The organism is Phycobacter sedimenti (assembly GCF_038148855.1).
Lineage (GTDB): Bacteria > Pseudomonadota > Alphaproteobacteria > Rhodobacterales > Rhodobacteraceae > Phycobacter > Phycobacter sedimenti.
This window is the reverse complement of sequence record NZ_JBBVGR010000003.1, coordinates 72,567-88,732: the sequence shown is the minus strand read 5'-3', so window position 1 is coordinate 88,732 and position 16,166 is coordinate 72,567. Positions and strand designations below refer to the sequence as shown.

The following is a 16,166-nucleotide window of genomic DNA, read 5'->3' as shown; positions in this document are numbered from 1 at the left end:
CGGGTGTCCCACCCTCTCCGCCATCTACCAATTTTGTTTGATCTGACTGGGCCGCTTTGAGCGGCCTTTTTCATTGTTTTTATTGCAGTTATTCGGCCGCTAGCTTTTAGTTGAGTTTCTTTCGGTTTCGCCTATTCTCGTTCATTGAGTGGTATGAAATGTGGTATGAATGCAGTGGCCCTTTCTGGCAAGCTAACCAAAAAGCTGGTGGAGAATCTCGGCGCTGGGCGTCACGGGGACGGCAACGGTTTGTATCTCGTTGTTGATCCGTCAGGTGCGCGCCGATGGATTGTGCGCGTGGTGGTCAAAGGGCAAAAGAACAAAAAGGGTGGCCCGCTTCGCACTGATTTCGGTTTGGGCAGCGCGGATCTTGTGCCCCTCAATCAGGCGCGGGAGCGAGCGCTCGAATATCGGCGCATGGCAAAACAGGGGCTGAATCCCAGGTTCAATGCGCGTCAAGAGGTGCGCACTTTCGAAGAAGTGGCGCAACAGGTCCACATCGATCGCATGCCAACGTGGAAAAACGCCAAGCACGGGGCTCAATGGATCAACACTCTGCGGGACTATGCCTTTCCCAAGATAGGTCGCATGCCGGTTGACAGCATCGGCCAACCTGAGGTGCTGATGTGTTTGTCACCTATCTGGACAGAGAAGCATGAGACTGCGCGACGCCTGGCGCAACGCATCAAGATTGTTCTGGATGTAGCCAGGTCGAAAGGTTTTCGTTCCGGTGAAAACCCGGTCACAGCGATCAAGGACGCTCAAGTGCTTCCCAAGGTCAAGGCCAAGCCCAAACACCATGAGGCAATGCGCTGGCAGGACGTGCCAGAGTTCTTTGCAGACCTTGAAACCAAGAATGCGATGTCCGCCAAGGCGCTGATGTTTACTTGCCTGACCGGGGCACGAACCGGTGAAGTGCTGGGCCTGCGCTGGGCTGAGCTGGATCTGGAAAACCGTTTGTGGGTTTGCCCGGCAGAACGGATGAAAACCGGTGAGGACCACAGGGTGCCACTTACGGGTGAGATGCTTGCGATTATCGAGCCGCTAAAAGCCATGGGCTCTGAATTTGTGTTCGAAGGGCAAAAACGCCATCAGCCACTTTCCAACATGTCAATGCTGATGCTTCTGCGCCGGATGAAGGTGCAGGGGGTGACAGTGCACGGGTTCCGCTCCACCTTCCGGGACTGGGCGGCGGAAGTGGCCAATGCGCCGCGCGAGGTGGCAGAGAAGAGCCTGGCGCATACGGTCGGCTCTGATGTGGAGCGGGCATATGCACGGTCTGACCTTCTGGAAAAGCGCCGCTCATTGATGAACGATTGGTCGAAATTTGTAACCTCCGGGAACAATAAAGGGCATAGGCATGAAAGTTCCACTGAATGAGCCCGAGTCTGAATGCCTCGGGCTGTTTCGCATGGCGCTCAGTGAAGAGACGGACGAGGGCCGACTTAGAGCAATTGATACCATACGTCATGAAGTTGTGAGTCTCGGCTTGGAAAACTTTCCTGTTAGCAGGTCTTCGCACCCCGAATTCGTCCAATGGGTCGCTGAAACTGCGCAATATCGTCAAGATGCCGCGCACACTTTCCATGAGATTGCCGGACGATATGAGAGAAAGAACGAACGCAAGCTCAATGTAGCCGAGTATATCGGAAAGCGTGTGTGGGACAGCATTCAGACCAAGAGGTTCCAAGGAGTGCAGGTTAAAGGTGGCTTGCTGGAGCAGACGCGGGACTACGCGAAGCAAAATGGAGTTGGCGGCGCACGAGATCTGGACGTTTTGCGAAGGATCTGGAACACCTATCGCGGTGTCGTGCATTTGGGTATGGCGATGGACTACTGCGAAGATCATCCGGAGACGGCGTGGCATGTGCTTCACCTCGCTGAGAAGTTTCGCTCCGGCCTTAGCTCTAATTGCCCCAAGGGCACGTCTTTGCCATATGTAGACCCAAAAACGCAGATTTCTTTTTTATATATATCAAATGTTTAGAGTCCCAGATTTGCAGATCGGGGACTGCCGCGCTCCCTAGGTAAGGTTCACTTCATTCGCTGACATTCAAATCAGCGAAAGGAAACCCAACCGTGCCGAACCTATTTGAAGATGAACGTTGCTACGCCTTGGGAGAGCCCGAACTCGAACTCCTTGGGAATCGAGCCAAACTGGCACAATGGCGCCACAAGGGGGTGGGCCCCGCCTATTACAAAATCGGCCGCAAGGTGATCTATCGCGGAGCTGATTTGAACGCTTGGCTAGCCGCAAACCGTGTCGATCCGTCTCATGACGGCGCAAAATGATGCACCTGTTTGCGGCCTTCTTCAAAGATTTGCACGCCCTATCCTGCGTGATTGGCGGTGCCACATGAGCCGGTCCTACAAGGGCATTCGACTAAAGAAGAACCGCGTCTATTCGACCGAAGACTTGCAGCGTGCCTATGCAGTGAGCGCCAACACGATCTCAAACTGGAGGAAAGCTGGCTTACGACCCTCTGATGGCAAGCGCCCCTATGTTTTCCGTGGCGGTCTGGTGATGGCGTTTCACAAGGCTCGCCATGAGCGACTGCGCACCCGACTGAATCCTGGGGAGTTTAAATGCACAGGCTGTAAGTCAGCGGTGTTTCCGGAGCTAGGCAGCCTCACTATCAACCGAGTGCCTAACGGCGCCAGCATGGCATTTGGTCAGTGTTCGGAGTGTGGCTGCCAAGTGAGAAAGTTCGTTTCTGACGCCGATTTGGTGGTGTTTGAACGGTTGCGCGATCCCAATACCACCGTGGACTCCTTACACGAAGGAATTGGGCGAGACCCCGGTGGTATTGGGATTAGCGCGGAAACGGATAGCCCGCACTGGTGGGGCGGAAATGACCGCGTTGTCTATAACTGGCAGGTTCACGCTGGCCGACTTGCGGAGCAGACAATCGATCAGCACCTGTCAGCAATCCGGTTTATGGAGGAGGTTTTGGCAGGAAAGCCCTTCGACCGACTTACTGTCCGGGATGTGGATCTCGTGCGAAGCGCGCTCAAGGGAGCGATGGTGACGAAGGGAGAAGGCCAAAAATCAAGGTCCACTGCTTCGCATCAGGCTTCTCAGATCATGAGCTTTCTGGAATGGTTGATCAAACAGGACGGCTACAAACGTCTACCAGCCGACCTGCCGAGCTATATTCAGCTGCCTAAGGCGGCCTACGCAGAGGCAATGCCAAAGGGGGAGAAGGCCTACGCCTCCCTAGAGGAGGCTGAGGGGCTTTTGCGGGGTATGCCAGCGCTGAGCCTCGCGGACCGGAGAGCCAGGGCGATGTTCGCCATTGCTTACCTTGGGGCGCTGCGCGCGGATACCATCACATCATTGAGGCTTGCCCACTTTGATCAAGACGGCCGAAAGATCATTCAGGATGCCACCACCTCTCGCACCAAGAATGGCAAGAGCCTAAGGATCAGCTGGTTCCCAATCGCCAAAGTGTTCGTCACCGCCGTGGTTGATTGGGTCGAACAGATGCAGTCCATGGGGCTGCGTGAAGAAGATGCACTGTTCCCAAGCCTCCCCGAATTGAAGAGAGGCTCCTCTTTGAGGGACCCAGTGCGGGCTCCGATTGAGCCGATGGCCTCCAAGGATGCCGTGGCCAAAGCCTTCGCTCTCGCTTGCCGAGATAGGGAAGCCAAGTATAACCCCCATTCTGTCAAGGACACGCTTGCCGCCGAGCGCGACCGCCGTCCTCTGACACAGCAACAGCGCAAGGCTTGGTCCGAAAACATGGGCCACGAAAGCGAGAAAGTTACCGAAATCCACTATGGGAAACTCCCCGAGGCAGAACGTTTCGCCCTTTTTGAGGAGATAGCCAATGGCAAGGGGGATGTTGGGTCTACGCCACGCAAAATGACCGATGCGCAGAAAATTGCGCTGCTGGATGAGTTGCTGGCGAAGGTTGGCTGGCAATGAGCGGGGGTTGAAACTGGGTAGGAAACCGTCGTTAAGCAGGCAATCAGGCCTCAGGGTCGCCGCGTTTTTCCTTGCAAGGCCTGCTCTGCGGGATGGGACTGGCTGATGCAGATGCGAAGAGCTCCGGGGGTCTGACCTGACCGGGGCACGGAAATGATCGCAGTGCTGCCGTACGCCTCACCGAAGCAGCCCTTTAGACTTCGGGTCAGCTCGAAATCCGGACGTGCCTTTCGCCGCGCGAGAAACTGCTGCCTCTAATGCAGGGTGCGACGGGTATTGACGGAAATGGTTTCGACGTCGTGCAAAAAATCAATCTGATCGCCTCATGAGGCGGTCGATCGGTGCATAGTCATCGGTCAGGATCAGGCCGTTTCGACTCGCCATTCGCGCGACCATCTCTTCCGCAAGCGCGCCGAACCTTTTGCGGTCGGGCGCACTCGCGACAAAGCTGTCTTCAGATGTCGGCGCATCGCTTCCTACCACAACGAACACCATGCGCGCGCCGGGTGTGGGCTGAACCTGTTCGGTCCAGACCTCGACAATCGGGAACACGGTTTGCATGGTCCTGACGATCGAGCCGAGCGCCTGCAGCCTGTCTTCATGGTCGATCACATTCATCAGGAAACTACCGCCGTCTGACAACCGGTCTGCGGCAAGCTCAAAGAACTCGCGTGTCACAAGGTGGACGGGCACCACGACGTCGGTGAAGGCATCGCCGATGATGATGTCGAAACGCTGTCCCGGTCGTGCAAGCAGGGCACGGCGGCCGTCTTCGTGCAGGACGGTGGCAGAGGCAGGATCGAACCAGAAAGACTCAGCTGCCATCTGCGTCACGGCGGGGTCGATCTCAGCTACAGTGATTTCCCCGGTTCCGCGTGCCGCAAAGGCGCGTGGCACGGCATAATTGCCGCCGCCAATGTGAAAACTGGTGAAATCAGCCCTCGGGGCGCGAAGCATCGACAGGCTGTCGAGCATCGCAGTGTGGTCCGTGAACTGGATGTCGGGCAGCCGCGCTGCGCTGATCCCATGCGCCAGATGGTCGATGACCATGAGGCGCACCGGGTCTGACGGGTCGGCAGAAATGTCTTCGACCCGAAGGCAAAAGTAGCGGCTTTCCTGATCGCAGGGGGCAGGAGCATTCAATGCAAGCACGGCTGAACCTGCGGCCAGCAGCGACGCAAGGAACTCGGTGCCGGTTCTGCTCCATCCTCCCAACCGGAAGAACAGCAGGCCCGAAACCAGGTAGACCACGGTCACGACAACAAGAGTCGTGGACGAGCCCAGCCAGGAGATGAAAAGGAACCCGGCGAGCAGCGTTCCGGCAATCGCGCCAATGGCTCCGGAGGCGAACATCGCGCCAAGTGCCGTGCCAGCCCGATCCGCGTTTTTCACCGCAATCATGGCGAGAACCGGCGCGGGGACCCCCGCAAAGAAAGACGGCAGGAAGAATACAAGGGTCGTGAGCGCCGTGATGCCCCAAACCGGTTGCGGCACTGCGTCAAGAACCCAACCCGCCGTGGCCGGCAGGATCAGGAACGCGCCGGCCGTCGTAATCGCAGCGGCCAGCATCGCACCCCCGGTCCATCTGAGGGCCGCCGCTGCCGGTTTCTCGGCCAGCCGACCGCCCCACCAGTGACCGGCCGAAAAGCCGGCGAGGACAACGGCGATGACCGCTGTCCAGGTATAAAGCGACATGCCCACATAAGGCGCCAGCATGCGCCCGGCGACGATTTCCACGACAAGTGACGCAGCGCTGACCACGCCTTGCGCCGTCACGAGGAGCCATAAGGGTGTCGCGCGTGCCACGGGAGCGCCTCCACATCCGGTTTCAAGCAGTTCATTTGAAACCAGGAAAGGTCCCGTTTCAAGGCGTAGGATCAGTGGCTTCGGCTCACCACGAACAGGGCACGCAGGTTTGATCATACGCATCCTTTTTCTGCTTCTGGCGTTCAAAGTTGCAATGCGACGTTGCTGAGGCATTCCCGCTCCCAGGTGAGCGACGGCTTGGCCACCAAATGACTGCAGGCCAGCCCAATCACGAAATTCATGCAAGGTGCAGCGAAGGCGCTTCTGAGAGCGCGAAACGCTTCCCGAAAGCGGACCTTCAAGTCTGCTCAGTTGACCCAAGCGATGCTGTCCCAGCTTCAAGGTCAGCGAAGCGCAGATAGCGACCTTTGCAAAGTCGGTCGCAACGGCGCGCCTTCGGGACACGCACGGCCCAAAGGAGACATCCAGCCACCCTAAGTGATACTTCGGAGCGGCCCGCCGAACTACCCGTTCGCTGCGCTAGCAAACTCCAGAACCAAGCGAACTTTCAATATGCGGGGCAATCCGCCCGTTCGCTGCGGCTTACCATTGTAGCTAAGTGAGCAATGCACCCAACAGCGTGCCCGCGATACCTGAAGCCGCGCCAATGAATGCAGTCAGAACGGGTAGCCACCAACGCCGGTCCTTCGCCTGGTCCATGGCCCTAGAATGGAGCTCAACCGCCGTTTGGATCAACGACGCCATCTCCCCGTGTGACAATGGACTTCTAGAGATCCGCGCCTTTTGTGAGGAATCCATAGAACGAAACTCATTGGTCTCGATCTGTTTCCTGGCGTCAACATTGTAGTTTTTAGGATGCTGACGCCTCGCTACTAGCGACGCTTTTTCTCTAGCCGAATCCAATCGGAAGAACTCAGGGTGCTCCACGAAAACTTGCTTCCAGTGTTCGCTTTTTCCTGGATCTCCGGATATGCGGTCAGACCATCCCGCAAAGTCGAGCTTATAGAACTTCTAGATGCTCATAGCTTGAATCGCAGCGATAACGTCGCCCAGTCGCGCATCATCTATTAGATATGGAGAATCTGACATTACATCGACCTCAGATAACTATTGGTTGGAAATTTTGAAATATCGAGTTTTCTTCGCGCCCTGCGAAAATTTGTCGGGATCAAATTTGTCGGGCCTTACGTACCAAACTTTGTTTACTGGATAGCGAGAGCAGAAGGCGGCACTCGCAACGGTATCGAGCTTTCCACCTGTCAGCCCGATTTCAAAGTTCATACCGCTATCCAGGTACTTTTGCGTGTAAGACTGCTCGATCGTTTTAAGAATGCGTTGCGGATCCATGAGGTCGACCTCGATAATGTCGCTCGATTCTGCTTCCCTTGCAGCCGCTTTAGCTAACATCGCAGCAATCCTGGCATGAGAACTATCGCTGGTACTAGTTATTAGGTCTGCGTGATTGTAGTTACTCTCTGAAACCAAGTGGACTAACCTTTCATGCGATGAACTCGAAAAAGCCAAGAGCGCGCGACTGCGAGTCGCGTCGGACTCCATGCTGTCAACTTCAACCGAATGATACGGGGGAAACTCGCTGCCGACGATCTGACGCAGACTGTCGACAACGGACTCATGTTGTTCTTGAGCCCTCAGTATCTTGGTTAGATCTTCATCCTTGGGTGAGTTCAATTCTGGCTCAGTGAATGCCAAATACACGAACCCTTCCAACTGTAAGGCTTGCTTGACGCTTCGGTAGATTATCGGCTTGGCAAGTCCAGAAATATCAACAAGTCTGCATGTGTTCGAGGCACCTGTCTCGAAAAAAGTACTCGCATCTGCTTTCCGTATTTCCACGTCGCTTACACGGCTTAGCACAGTTTCTCTGATTGCGTCCGCACGGCCCGAAAGGTTGTACTCAATCAGCTTAGCCTTTTGGGGGTTCAATCTTTCGAAACAGTTGTTTGCAGATTTCTCACATGACTCTTCGAAGCCTAGACCCAGCAGTATTTCGTCTATTTCAAGAGTTTCGACTTCTTTGTCTGACAATTCGGTGATCTTCGGAACATCAAGGCAATGCTTCTTTGCGGCTGACTGCGACTTTGTCTTTGGAAATAAGAGGTCGAACTCGGCTTGCTCCTTTTCAGGGATTTTTGGTTCTACAGCCGATACTTCACTTTCGTCCGTCTCATACTCATCATCAATCTCGGAACCAAGGTTCCTGTTCAGGAGATCCGATCCATTTTGAGGATCTGAAAGCCAGTCGGAAAGATCTTTTCCAGTCAACTCAAATCGATCTCGATCAGCCAAAGGGATGAAGTCCGCAAGACCATAGAGCTTTCGGAAGACAAGTTTGAATTGCTGTACTGGGTCCGAGTGTTCAGTTTTGCTCCTAGGTGTTCCGCCGTGAAATACAAAAACACCTGCGTCAACCAATTCACGCAACCGCTCGTTCTGATTACCTGCATCTTCGACAGAAGCGTTCACATAAATTGAGGTGTACTGGCGAAGGCCTCTAGTCTCTCCCTTTCGATGGGAGTTTATCAACGCGCGGTGTGACGCCGCTGCAAAAGATTTTGCTGTGTTTTTTAAATCGCTCCCTCTTCTGTCCAAAACATAGAGATGACGCGTGCAGTGATCTTGGAACACCTGTGATTGGACGTCTGCTGATACGGGATGAGCAGTCTGCCCTTTATGTAGAATACTCTCGTAAATGGAAATGACGCTGCCAATGTCGCCGACACAAACTGCTTTCAAAGCAGATACCCCTGCATAGACGGATTTCCTACGGCCCAAGGTTGCCGAGTTTGCCGCGATTTCATGAGCAATATCATTTAGCTTTTTGTCGCCCAATACGACGGATGGGTGAGCCTTTGGGTGACTTGGAAAGTACTGAGATCTCTGAGAAAGAATGTCACCAATAAATGCCTTTCCTCCTTTACCTTTGAGTCGTGTGTATACCTCCGCGCCAAGATCAAATGTCTCAAAGTCACGCCAATGCGCTGCGTACTCAACTCCGCCCAATGACTTCAAAGACAGAAATATTGTTTGGGTTTCCGATGTGAGTTTAAATGCGCAATCCGCACCTTGGTCTGTGTTCTGAAAAATTATCGCCGAGAATATTTCTTCGATTTTTGCGGGCTCAAGATACCTTGTGGATACATCGTCCAGCAGGAACAGAATTCGAGAATCCGTCCAAACTTTCGAGCATTGAGCGATCGCTTTTGCAAGCGCAGGGAAAGATTTTGATGGATGAATATCAAGGGTGCAAGGGTTGTCAGGCTTGCTTACTTCCAAGAGCTTTCGAACTAAAGCGTGCTCAAAGCGCTCAATGGAGTTTCCTGGGACGTCGATTTGGAATTCTGAAAGAAGATCGGAAAGTGCGTCACATATGAGTTTAGGAGATTGCGGGGATACCAAGTCTGCTTTGATATCTTTGAGGTGGGCGAGAGCTCTCGAAGCCTCAAGAGCATACGCAAGTAAAAGCCTGGCGAATAATTTGTTGTTGGGGGTCTCGTCTGACGTGCCACGGTCCACTAGAATTTGGGCCGAGACAAACAAACCAACGAAGCCATCACTTGCCAGTCTGTCGATCACCTGCTCTTCGCTTTCATCTCGCTTTTGCATAGCGCGCGCGTGAAATTGCAACGATCTTAATAGCATAGTTTTTCCGCACCCCCGCATGCCAGTGACAATAAGAGGACCCTTTGAGCTTGCGCGCCTTTGCCAATCACCTTCCGGGTCGACCAGCAAATGCGGAATGTGCCAAGGTGCCAAAGTCTGAGCGTTATAGGACTCGCCGAAGTTCTTGAAAACCAAGGGAGAGCGCCATGGTCTCCAAGGCTCCCCTGACCGATAGTAAGCTTGCTCAATGGTTCTTACCATTTCCTCAGCAGGTGGTGTTCTTTGGGTTTCAACGGGTGAAGAAATTGATGCAGCAACATCTTTCAGAGATAGAGCAACTCTTGCGTCGAGATCGTTTATCTGACCGCCTACAGTCTCAAGCAATTTGTTTGAAAGGATATCGATGTGTTCTGCAACCCAATGGAGGTCGCTCTTGTATCCACCTCCAGACCTGCGATCGCCTGAAGTCGACCCAAGATCAATAGCTACTGCACGTACCGACGGCTCAAGAGCCGCGTCTCGGTAGCGCTCCCGAGTTAATTCCTCGATCAGTATGTTACCAGCATGGAAGTCGTTATGATTCTGGCTTCTTGCTCGAAGTTCATGAACAACCTTGATCAGATCACTTGCTATTTGAGCCACAAGACCTGCGCTTAGCTGTGATTTCCCATCCAGATAACTCTGAAGCGGTTTACCATCCAAGTTTTCTAAGACCGCAACATGTACTTCAAGATCACAATCTCCAAATTTCGCTCGACCATCAAACGCGTCGACGATGTCAACAATATAGTCTGCTCCATCCGCAGTTCTTGCATGGGTTTGACATTCTTCCGAAAAGTCTTTTCCGAATTCTTGGTAATTCTTTTTTGGAACTACTTTGAGGACATACTTGCGCGGAATCGGGCCCATCCGCTCAGCGACAAATGTTGCTCCGTAGAATCCTCGACCAAGGGCACGAACAATCTTGTAATCACCGATTCTTGTGGGGTGATTATTGAGTTCAAAGTTGTATGGGTGTTTGCAATCAGGGCATAAGTCGTCGATAGCTTTGATGCCGAAATCAGGTTTGGGGCACCTAAAGCAGCAGAATTTTCCCTTACTAGACAATAAACGATCCCTTTCAAATTTGCTTGCACAGAAACGAGGTGGCATCTGACAACATCACAGCCGTTGGGTTCTAGTGCCTCATACTTGTCTGACCATATACTACACTCAAGTTCTGGCGCGGCAGAAATTGCATTGACCACAAGCGCCGCAGTTCAAAAATTTAGCATCCTCGCATCGATTGCGCTATAACCTCTTTTGGGGTCGCTAATCTGAACTTGCAATCATTCGTGTGAACGGCGGCTCTAAGAGATTGATTGTTAGCGCCGTGCACCCGCAGAGGATGTCTGCTTTCCGCCCGACTTGTAGATGCTCCGCACTTGAAGCGGTTGAATGGTCGGGTCCGCTTTGGGCTGGCTTACGTCATCCGGGGGCGGAGACGAGGCGCGGATTCGCTGCGCCCCTGCTGCCGCAACGCCGCAAGTCGGCTCTGAGCCCAACCGGCACATTGCTGCGCGCCCTGACGAAAGTCTGCTTGGGGTATTGCAACGCAGTTCCAAATGCCCAAATCTGCAACGAAATCTTGTAGAAGGCCCCTCCCGCAATGAGTGCGTTGCTCCTCGTTATTTTAGGCCTTCTTGGTCTGGTTGTCGGCGGCTAATTGCTGGTTCGTGGCGCGGTTTCCGCTGCGAAATCATTCAGCATCTCGCCGATGGTAATCGGGCTGACACTGGTTGGCTTTGGAACCTCAACTCCGGAATTGGTCACAAGCCTGCAAGCTGCGCTCTCCGGGTCTTCCGGCATCGCAGTCGGAAATGTTGTTGGCAGCAATATTGGCAACGTTCTACTCATCCTTGGCATTGCTGCCTTGATTGCGCCTATCTCGGTTGACCCGAAAGCGTTCCGGCGCGACGGAACGGTGGTCGTGCTTGCCACGCTACTGTGTCTGGGGGCCGTTCTAATCGGCGAAGTTGGTCGGCTGTTCGGTGCGGGGCTTGTGTTCGCTTTGGTGGCATATCTTACGTTCACGCTCTGGTCTGAGAAACGGTCAGGTGGCACGCCAGTCGGTGAAATCTATGAGAGTGAAGCCGAGGCCGTGCCCGGACCGGAAACCTCGCTCGGCGTTTCGCTGCTGCTGGCAGCGGCCGGTTTGGCGATTACCATATTTGGTGCGAAGTTCCTGGTGTCTGGTTCCGTGTCGATTGCACAGGCTGCGGGGCTTTCGGAAACGGTGATCGGTCTGACCATTGTTGCAATTGGAACGTCGATGCCGGAACTCGTCACCTCGATCATTGCGGTTCGAAAAGGTGAGGGAGCCGTCGCCTTGGGAAACGTCCTGGGCAGCAACATTTTCAACATTCTGGGCATTCTCGGGATTACTGCTCTTGTCCAACCCATGGACATTCCAAGCCAGATTGCCACCTTGGATATCTGGGTTTTGTGTGCCACGACGCTCGTTCTTCTCGGCTTTGCTCGAACGGGCTGGACGATCTCTCGGCGTGAGGGCGGGCTCTTCGTTCTGGCTTACGCGGTCTACCTTGGCGTGCTGCTGACCTGAAGAGAGGTGGGGACTGCAGGCGTGTGACCGCAAGCTTACCTTTGGCGTGACCTGATGAATGGTCGCAATGCTCCCGCAATCCAGATCTGCATGTTCGCAATCATGTCTTTTCTATTGTTGCTGACGGGGGCGGTGGAAAAGCGCGAATGCATCGCTCCGCAAGCAGATATCGTCCAGGTTCACCAGAGATTAGAACTCGTGATCTGCAACAAAAATTTCCTGAGCGCCTCCACAGAACAGAACAACAAAAGCCCCCCGAAACGCTGTTCGGAGGGCTGGGAGCTGCCGTGAATGGCCGTCGATCCGGCTAGGATGGATAGTAGCTGCGCACCAGAGCTGTTGCGATCAGGCTCCAACCGTCGGCGACCACGAAGAAAGCCAGCTTGAAGGGGAGGGAGACGACGGCCGGGGGAACCATCATCATACCCATGGACATCAGGATCGCGGCCACAACAAGGTCGATGACCAGGAAGGGCAGGAACACCAGGAACCCGATCTGGAAGGCGCGGGCGATTTCCGACAGAAGGAAGCTGGATACCAATACGGAAAGCGGTGCATCCGGGGTCGGATCAAGCCCTTGCGTGGCCGGGCGCAAATCCGCAATTGCGTAGAAGGTATCTGGGTCCAGCCGGTTGGCCATGAAAGCCCGGAAGGGCTCAAGGCCGCGAACGATCCCGGTTTCCACATCCACCTGTTCTTCGATCAAGGGGTTGATCCCGACCGTCCAGGCCTCGGTAAAGACCGGTTCCATCACGAAATAGGTCAGGAACAGGGCCAGGCTGATGATCAGCATATTGGGGGGGGCCTGCTGCAGGCCGATGCCCTGGCGCAGGATCGACAGAACCGTCACCAGAAACGGGAAGCAGGTGATCATGATCAGCAGACCAGGCGCGAGGCTCAGGACCGTGATCAAAAGGATCAGCTGGACGGAGCGGGCCGTAATCGACTGCCCATCCGCCAATGACAAGCTCAGTTCTTGAGCAACAGCAGCCTGTGGCAGTGCCAGCACCACAAAGGTGATAAGCACCGCATAGGCAAAAGATTTCTGTGTCATCCCAGGCCGTTTTTTAAATCGGCGATTTCAGTCAGACGCACGGCCAGCTGACCGGCCTGATCGCCTTCCATTTCTTCCAATTGGCCGCGCGCAACCAGGCGGTCACCGACGTATAGGTCGACCGGATCCTCAACACGTTTGTCCAGCGTCAGGATGGCGTTTTCGCCGAGATTGACCAGGTCGCGGATCAAGGGTCTGGCTTTGCCGACCGAAACAACCACTTCGACCGGAACGGATACAAAGGGGTTGCTGGCGTCGGTGGCTTTCATATTGAGATCGGCTGCATCATCCATAATGGCTGTCCTCTCTGACATGGTAGGTAAAGGCGTCGATCGAATCGTGGATCGACTCGAGCAGCGCTGCGCTGTTTATTTCGCGTTCGGCGTCGCCGACCCGAAGGTAAGCCTGCCCCGCAGACAGGTTTTCATCTTCCTGAACCTTGACCGGAACCGAGACATGTTCGGCAACAAGCGAACGGACAGCCCCGCTTTCACCGGGGGCAACCAGGATCCGCATGGCTTGGTCGGTTTGTGTACGTGCCATGTCCGTCAGCTGATCCACGATGTGGTGGCCGAATGTGGCAGCCATTGCATCGGGCAGGACCGCGCTGGTCAAAACCTTGAACATCGGATCCAGCGATTCGATCAGCTGGGTCTGAGCTTCGTGGTAGGTGAGGTTCAGATCCTCAAGAGAACTGGCAAGCGTGGTGGAAATCCGGGTGGCTTCCTGGTCTTTCGCAGTGACCGCGTCCTCCCAGCCCGCGCTGTACCCTTTTTCGAAGGAGGCCAGTCTCTGTTCTTCGACAGCCTCTTCCGACAGTCCGGGATCCGGAATCTCGACGGCGGATCCGCCGCCAAAGTCCTCAAGCAGGTGGGTAATGCTCATCAGGCCCGCTCCTCGTTTTCTTCAAGCCAGCCCCGAAGGATCTGGACGGTTTCTTCCTGGCGCTCGCCAATCATGGCGCGCAGACGGTCGACGGGATTTTCATGGGCGCCTCCAAGCGCTGGCAATCCGCCAAGTTCATCCATGCCCGTACCCATGCCGGGCATGTCGCCAAGCGGGGCAAAGCCTCCGCCCATGTCATCCTGGATTTCTCCATCCAGCGCGAGACCTGAGCCCAGATCCGGATTCGCCATGAAATCTCCACCGCCCAGCTGGGGCAGATCAGGAAGAGACGAATCAGGGCCTGCCAAAGCAGCAACCGAGCTGCTCTGACCGGCGAGGATCGGTCGCACCACAAACAGGCCCAGGATCAGGGTAACGATGGCGAGGGCTGCAAGTTGGATCAGGGACATGGCGTCAAAGTAGAGGTTGTCCATGAAAGAACTGGTGGCCACGGTACCCTGAGGTTCAACCGATGGCAGATCCATCGACTTCAAGGTGATCACGTCGCCGCGTTCCTCGTTGAAACCGACGGCTGCGGAAATCAGCTCACGCAGGGCTTCAAGCTCTTCGTCAGGGCGGGGCGCAAATTCGGTTTCGCCAGCCGCGTTGGTCACGGTGTTGCCGTTGACCAGAACGGCAACCGTTAGCCTTTTGATGGCACCGGGCCCCCGGACGATTTCTTTTTCCGTTTCCGAGATCTCATAGTTCACACGTTCCCGGGTTGCGCTTGTGTTGGCCTTGGACCCTTGGCCGGACGCGGCGTCTCCATCCGGGATATTCGAGGCGACGGTAACCTCTCCTGCCTGATTCTGAGACGAGTCGGCGCGTTCTTCGACATCGGTGCTGATGGCGACACGGCTTTCGGGGTCAACACGCTTTTCGCGGATCGATTCGGTGTCGGTTACGGTTTCGACACTGACTTCGACCACGGCGTTCCCGTGACCCACGCGCGCTTCAACCAGGCGCATGACACGTTCCCGAACCGACTGTGCGCGGTCGTCGGAGCCGCCACCCGCCGCCGCAGCAGCCTCGGTCGACCCGATCAGCGCGCCGTTTGCGTCGATCACGGCAACGTTTTCCACGGCAAGCCCGGTTACGGCCGAGGCGACAAGAAAGCGAATCGCGTTTGCCTGTGCGGGCGTAATGGGCGAGCCCATGGGCACGACCGAGACAGATGCTGTCGCATCCGCTGTGCGCTGGAAAGGATTGGTGCCGGTATTGGCAATGTGGACGCGCGCCTGACTGATATGGGGGCTGCCCACGATCGTGCGGGCCAGTTCACCTTCTTTTGCACGCCAGTATGCAGCGTCGAACATCTGCGAGGTCGTTCCGAAACCGCTGAGCGAATCGAGCAGCTCGTATCCACGACCGCCATTTGCCGGAAGGCCCTCACTGGCCAGCGTCATGCGCAATTCATCGCGCCTGTCCGCTGGTACATAAATAGAGCCACCGCGTACCTCATACTGTATGTTGCGCTGCTCGAGCGAGCTTACAACATCTCCGGCCGAACCGCTTTCCAGTCCGGCATAGAGCAATTTCATAGTTGGCTTGGTTGCCAAATTGGACATCGCAAGGACGCTGACAATCACTGCCAAAGTCGCGCCGATCACGATCAGGCGCTTCCGCGTATCCAAACCTGCCCAGACATTCTTGATCTGCTGCACATTAACCTCCGTCGCACCGGCGTTCTGTCCGGTATGCAACCCTTTTGAACCAACGGCCTTAACATTCGGTTAGTTCCTCGCAGGTTATGAAGAGGGTGCACGACGTTTTAGGGATAGCCATGACAGACGCTGTAGTTGATACAGAAGAACCAGCCAAAAAGAGCAAAATGCCCCTCATTATTGGGGTTGTGCTCGCAGTTGCTGGTGGGGGCGGCGGATTCTTCGCTGTTCAGTCAGGCCTTCTTCCTTTTGGTCAGAAAAGCGCGCCCGAATCGGCGCACATGGCCAATGAGGCGCCAGAAGGCGTGGATAGTGGTGAGACTGCAGAGGATATTGCAGGACTTGCCTTCATCGAAATGGAGCCGATTGTCATATCGCTGCGCGACAGCAGCGGAATGATGCATCTGCGGTTCCGTGCTCAGTTAGAGGTCGACGTGGCTCACCAGGCCGAAGTCGAAAAAGTCCTCCCCCGAGTTGTCGATGTACTGAACAGCTATCTGCGAGCTTTGGAGGTTGAGGATCTTTCAGATCCGATGGCCTTGCCAAAACTGCGCGCACAGATGCTGCGGCGGATCAACATAGCCACCGGACAGGGGCGTGTGCGTGATCTGCTGATCATGGATTTCGTACTAAACTAGGAGGACA

Annotated in this window: 12 protein-coding genes; 6 read left to right on the top strand and 6 right to left on the bottom strand. The window is 55.1% G+C overall.

Annotated elements, in window-relative coordinates:
* Positions 1-165 precede the first annotated feature (165 nt).
* From AADA15_RS06095 to AADA15_RS06080, 4 genes are all read left to right on the top strand, one after another.
* Positions 166-1,380 carry a tyrosine-type recombinase/integrase gene (locus AADA15_RS06095; RefSeq protein WP_341640664.1) on the top strand — a complete coding sequence of 405 codons (1,215 nt, stop codon included), beginning with the start codon at positions 166-168 and terminating at the stop codon, positions 1,378-1,380.
* The gene (locus AADA15_RS06090; protein WP_341640663.1) at positions 1,361-1,987 is read left to right on the top strand and encodes a hypothetical protein; all 627 of its coding nucleotides are present in this window, start codon (positions 1,361-1,363) and stop codon (positions 1,985-1,987) included. Before AADA15_RS06095 ends, AADA15_RS06090 begins: the two co-directional genes overlap by 20 nt.
* 92 nt (positions 1,988-2,079) lie before the next feature.
* Positions 2,080-2,292 (top strand): helix-turn-helix transcriptional regulator, encoded by a 213-nt coding sequence (locus AADA15_RS06085; RefSeq protein ID WP_341640662.1) that lies wholly within the window; start codon positions 2,080-2,082, stop codon positions 2,290-2,292.
* A gap of 64 nt (positions 2,293-2,356) precedes the next feature.
* Positions 2,357-3,928: a tyrosine-type recombinase/integrase gene (locus tag AADA15_RS06080; RefSeq protein ID WP_341640661.1), complete on the top strand. Its 1,572-nt coding sequence runs from the start codon at positions 2,357-2,359 to the stop codon at positions 3,926-3,928.
* Between the two features lie 309 nt (positions 3,929-4,237).
* Here the strand turns inward: AADA15_RS06080 and AADA15_RS06075 are convergent, their stop codons facing one another.
* Complete coding sequence (locus AADA15_RS06075; protein ID WP_341640660.1) at positions 4,238-5,734, bottom strand: fused MFS/spermidine synthase; 1,497 nt, start codon at positions 5,732-5,734, stop codon at positions 4,238-4,240.
* A 1,068-nt stretch (positions 5,735-6,802) separates the two neighbouring features.
* The gene (locus AADA15_RS06070) at positions 6,803-10,468 is read right to left on the bottom strand and encodes an ORC-CDC6 family AAA ATPase (protein ID WP_341640659.1); all 3,666 of its coding nucleotides are present in this window, start codon (positions 10,466-10,468) and stop codon (positions 6,803-6,805) included.
* Between the two features lie 553 nt (positions 10,469-11,021).
* On the opposite strand from AADA15_RS06070, the gene AADA15_RS06065 reads away from it, so the two are divergent.
* The gene (locus tag AADA15_RS06065) at positions 11,022-11,918 is read left to right on the top strand and encodes a calcium/sodium antiporter (protein ID WP_341640658.1); all 897 of its coding nucleotides are present in this window, start codon (positions 11,022-11,024) and stop codon (positions 11,916-11,918) included.
* 307 nt (positions 11,919-12,225) lie between these two features.
* Here the strand turns inward: AADA15_RS06065 and fliP are convergent, their stop codons facing one another.
* The 4 genes from fliP to fliF are packed head-to-tail and all read right to left on the bottom strand — an operon-like array spanning position 12,226 to position 15,521.
* Positions 12,226-12,972: a flagellar type III secretion system pore protein FliP gene (gene fliP / locus AADA15_RS06060; protein ID WP_341640657.1), complete on the bottom strand. Its 747-nt coding sequence runs from the start codon at positions 12,970-12,972 to the stop codon at positions 12,226-12,228.
* Positions 12,969-13,265, bottom strand: coding sequence for a FliM/FliN family flagellar motor switch protein (locus AADA15_RS06055; RefSeq protein ID WP_341640656.1), 297 nt, complete (start codon positions 13,263-13,265; stop codon positions 12,969-12,971). Before AADA15_RS06055 ends, fliP begins: the two co-directional genes overlap by 4 nt.
* Positions 13,258-13,857, bottom strand: coding sequence for an ABC transporter ATP-binding protein (locus AADA15_RS06050; RefSeq protein ID WP_341640655.1), 600 nt, complete (start codon positions 13,855-13,857; stop codon positions 13,258-13,260). Before AADA15_RS06050 ends, AADA15_RS06055 begins: the two co-directional genes overlap by 8 nt.
* The gene (fliF, locus tag AADA15_RS06045; protein WP_341640654.1) at positions 13,857-15,521 is read right to left on the bottom strand and encodes a flagellar basal-body MS-ring/collar protein FliF; all 1,665 of its coding nucleotides are present in this window, start codon (positions 15,519-15,521) and stop codon (positions 13,857-13,859) included. Before fliF ends, AADA15_RS06050 begins: the two co-directional genes overlap by 1 nt.
* Positions 15,522-15,640: 119 nt before the next feature.
* Between fliF and AADA15_RS06040 the strand changes: the two genes are divergently transcribed.
* The gene (locus AADA15_RS06040) at positions 15,641-16,159 is read left to right on the top strand and encodes a flagellar basal body-associated FliL family protein (RefSeq protein WP_341640653.1); all 519 of its coding nucleotides are present in this window, start codon (positions 15,641-15,643) and stop codon (positions 16,157-16,159) included.
* The last annotated feature ends 7 nt before the right edge of the window (positions 16,160-16,166 follow it).

Coding starts and splice junctions, on each gene's coding strand:
- AADA15_RS06050 (WP_341640655.1), bottom strand. CDS start 13,857: ATGAGCATTACCCACCTGCTTGAGGACTTTGGCGGCGGATCCGCCGTC.
- AADA15_RS06090 (WP_341640663.1), top strand. CDS start 1,361: ATGAAAGTTCCACTGAATGAGCCCGAGTCTGAATGCCTCGGGCTGTTT.
- AADA15_RS06070 (WP_341640659.1), bottom strand. CDS start 10,468: ATGCCACCTCGTTTCTGTGCAAGCAAATTTGAAAGGGATCGTTTATTG.
- AADA15_RS06055 (WP_341640656.1), bottom strand. CDS start 13,265: ATGGATGATGCAGCCGATCTCAATATGAAAGCCACCGACGCCAGCAAC.
- AADA15_RS06080 (WP_341640661.1), top strand. CDS start 2,357: ATGAGCCGGTCCTACAAGGGCATTCGACTAAAGAAGAACCGCGTCTAT.
- AADA15_RS06040 (WP_341640653.1), top strand. CDS start 15,641: ATGACAGACGCTGTAGTTGATACAGAAGAACCAGCCAAAAAGAGCAAA.
- fliP (WP_341640657.1), bottom strand. CDS start 12,972: ATGACACAGAAATCTTTTGCCTATGCGGTGCTTATCACCTTTGTGGTG.
- AADA15_RS06095 (WP_341640664.1), top strand. CDS start 166: ATGAATGCAGTGGCCCTTTCTGGCAAGCTAACCAAAAAGCTGGTGGAG.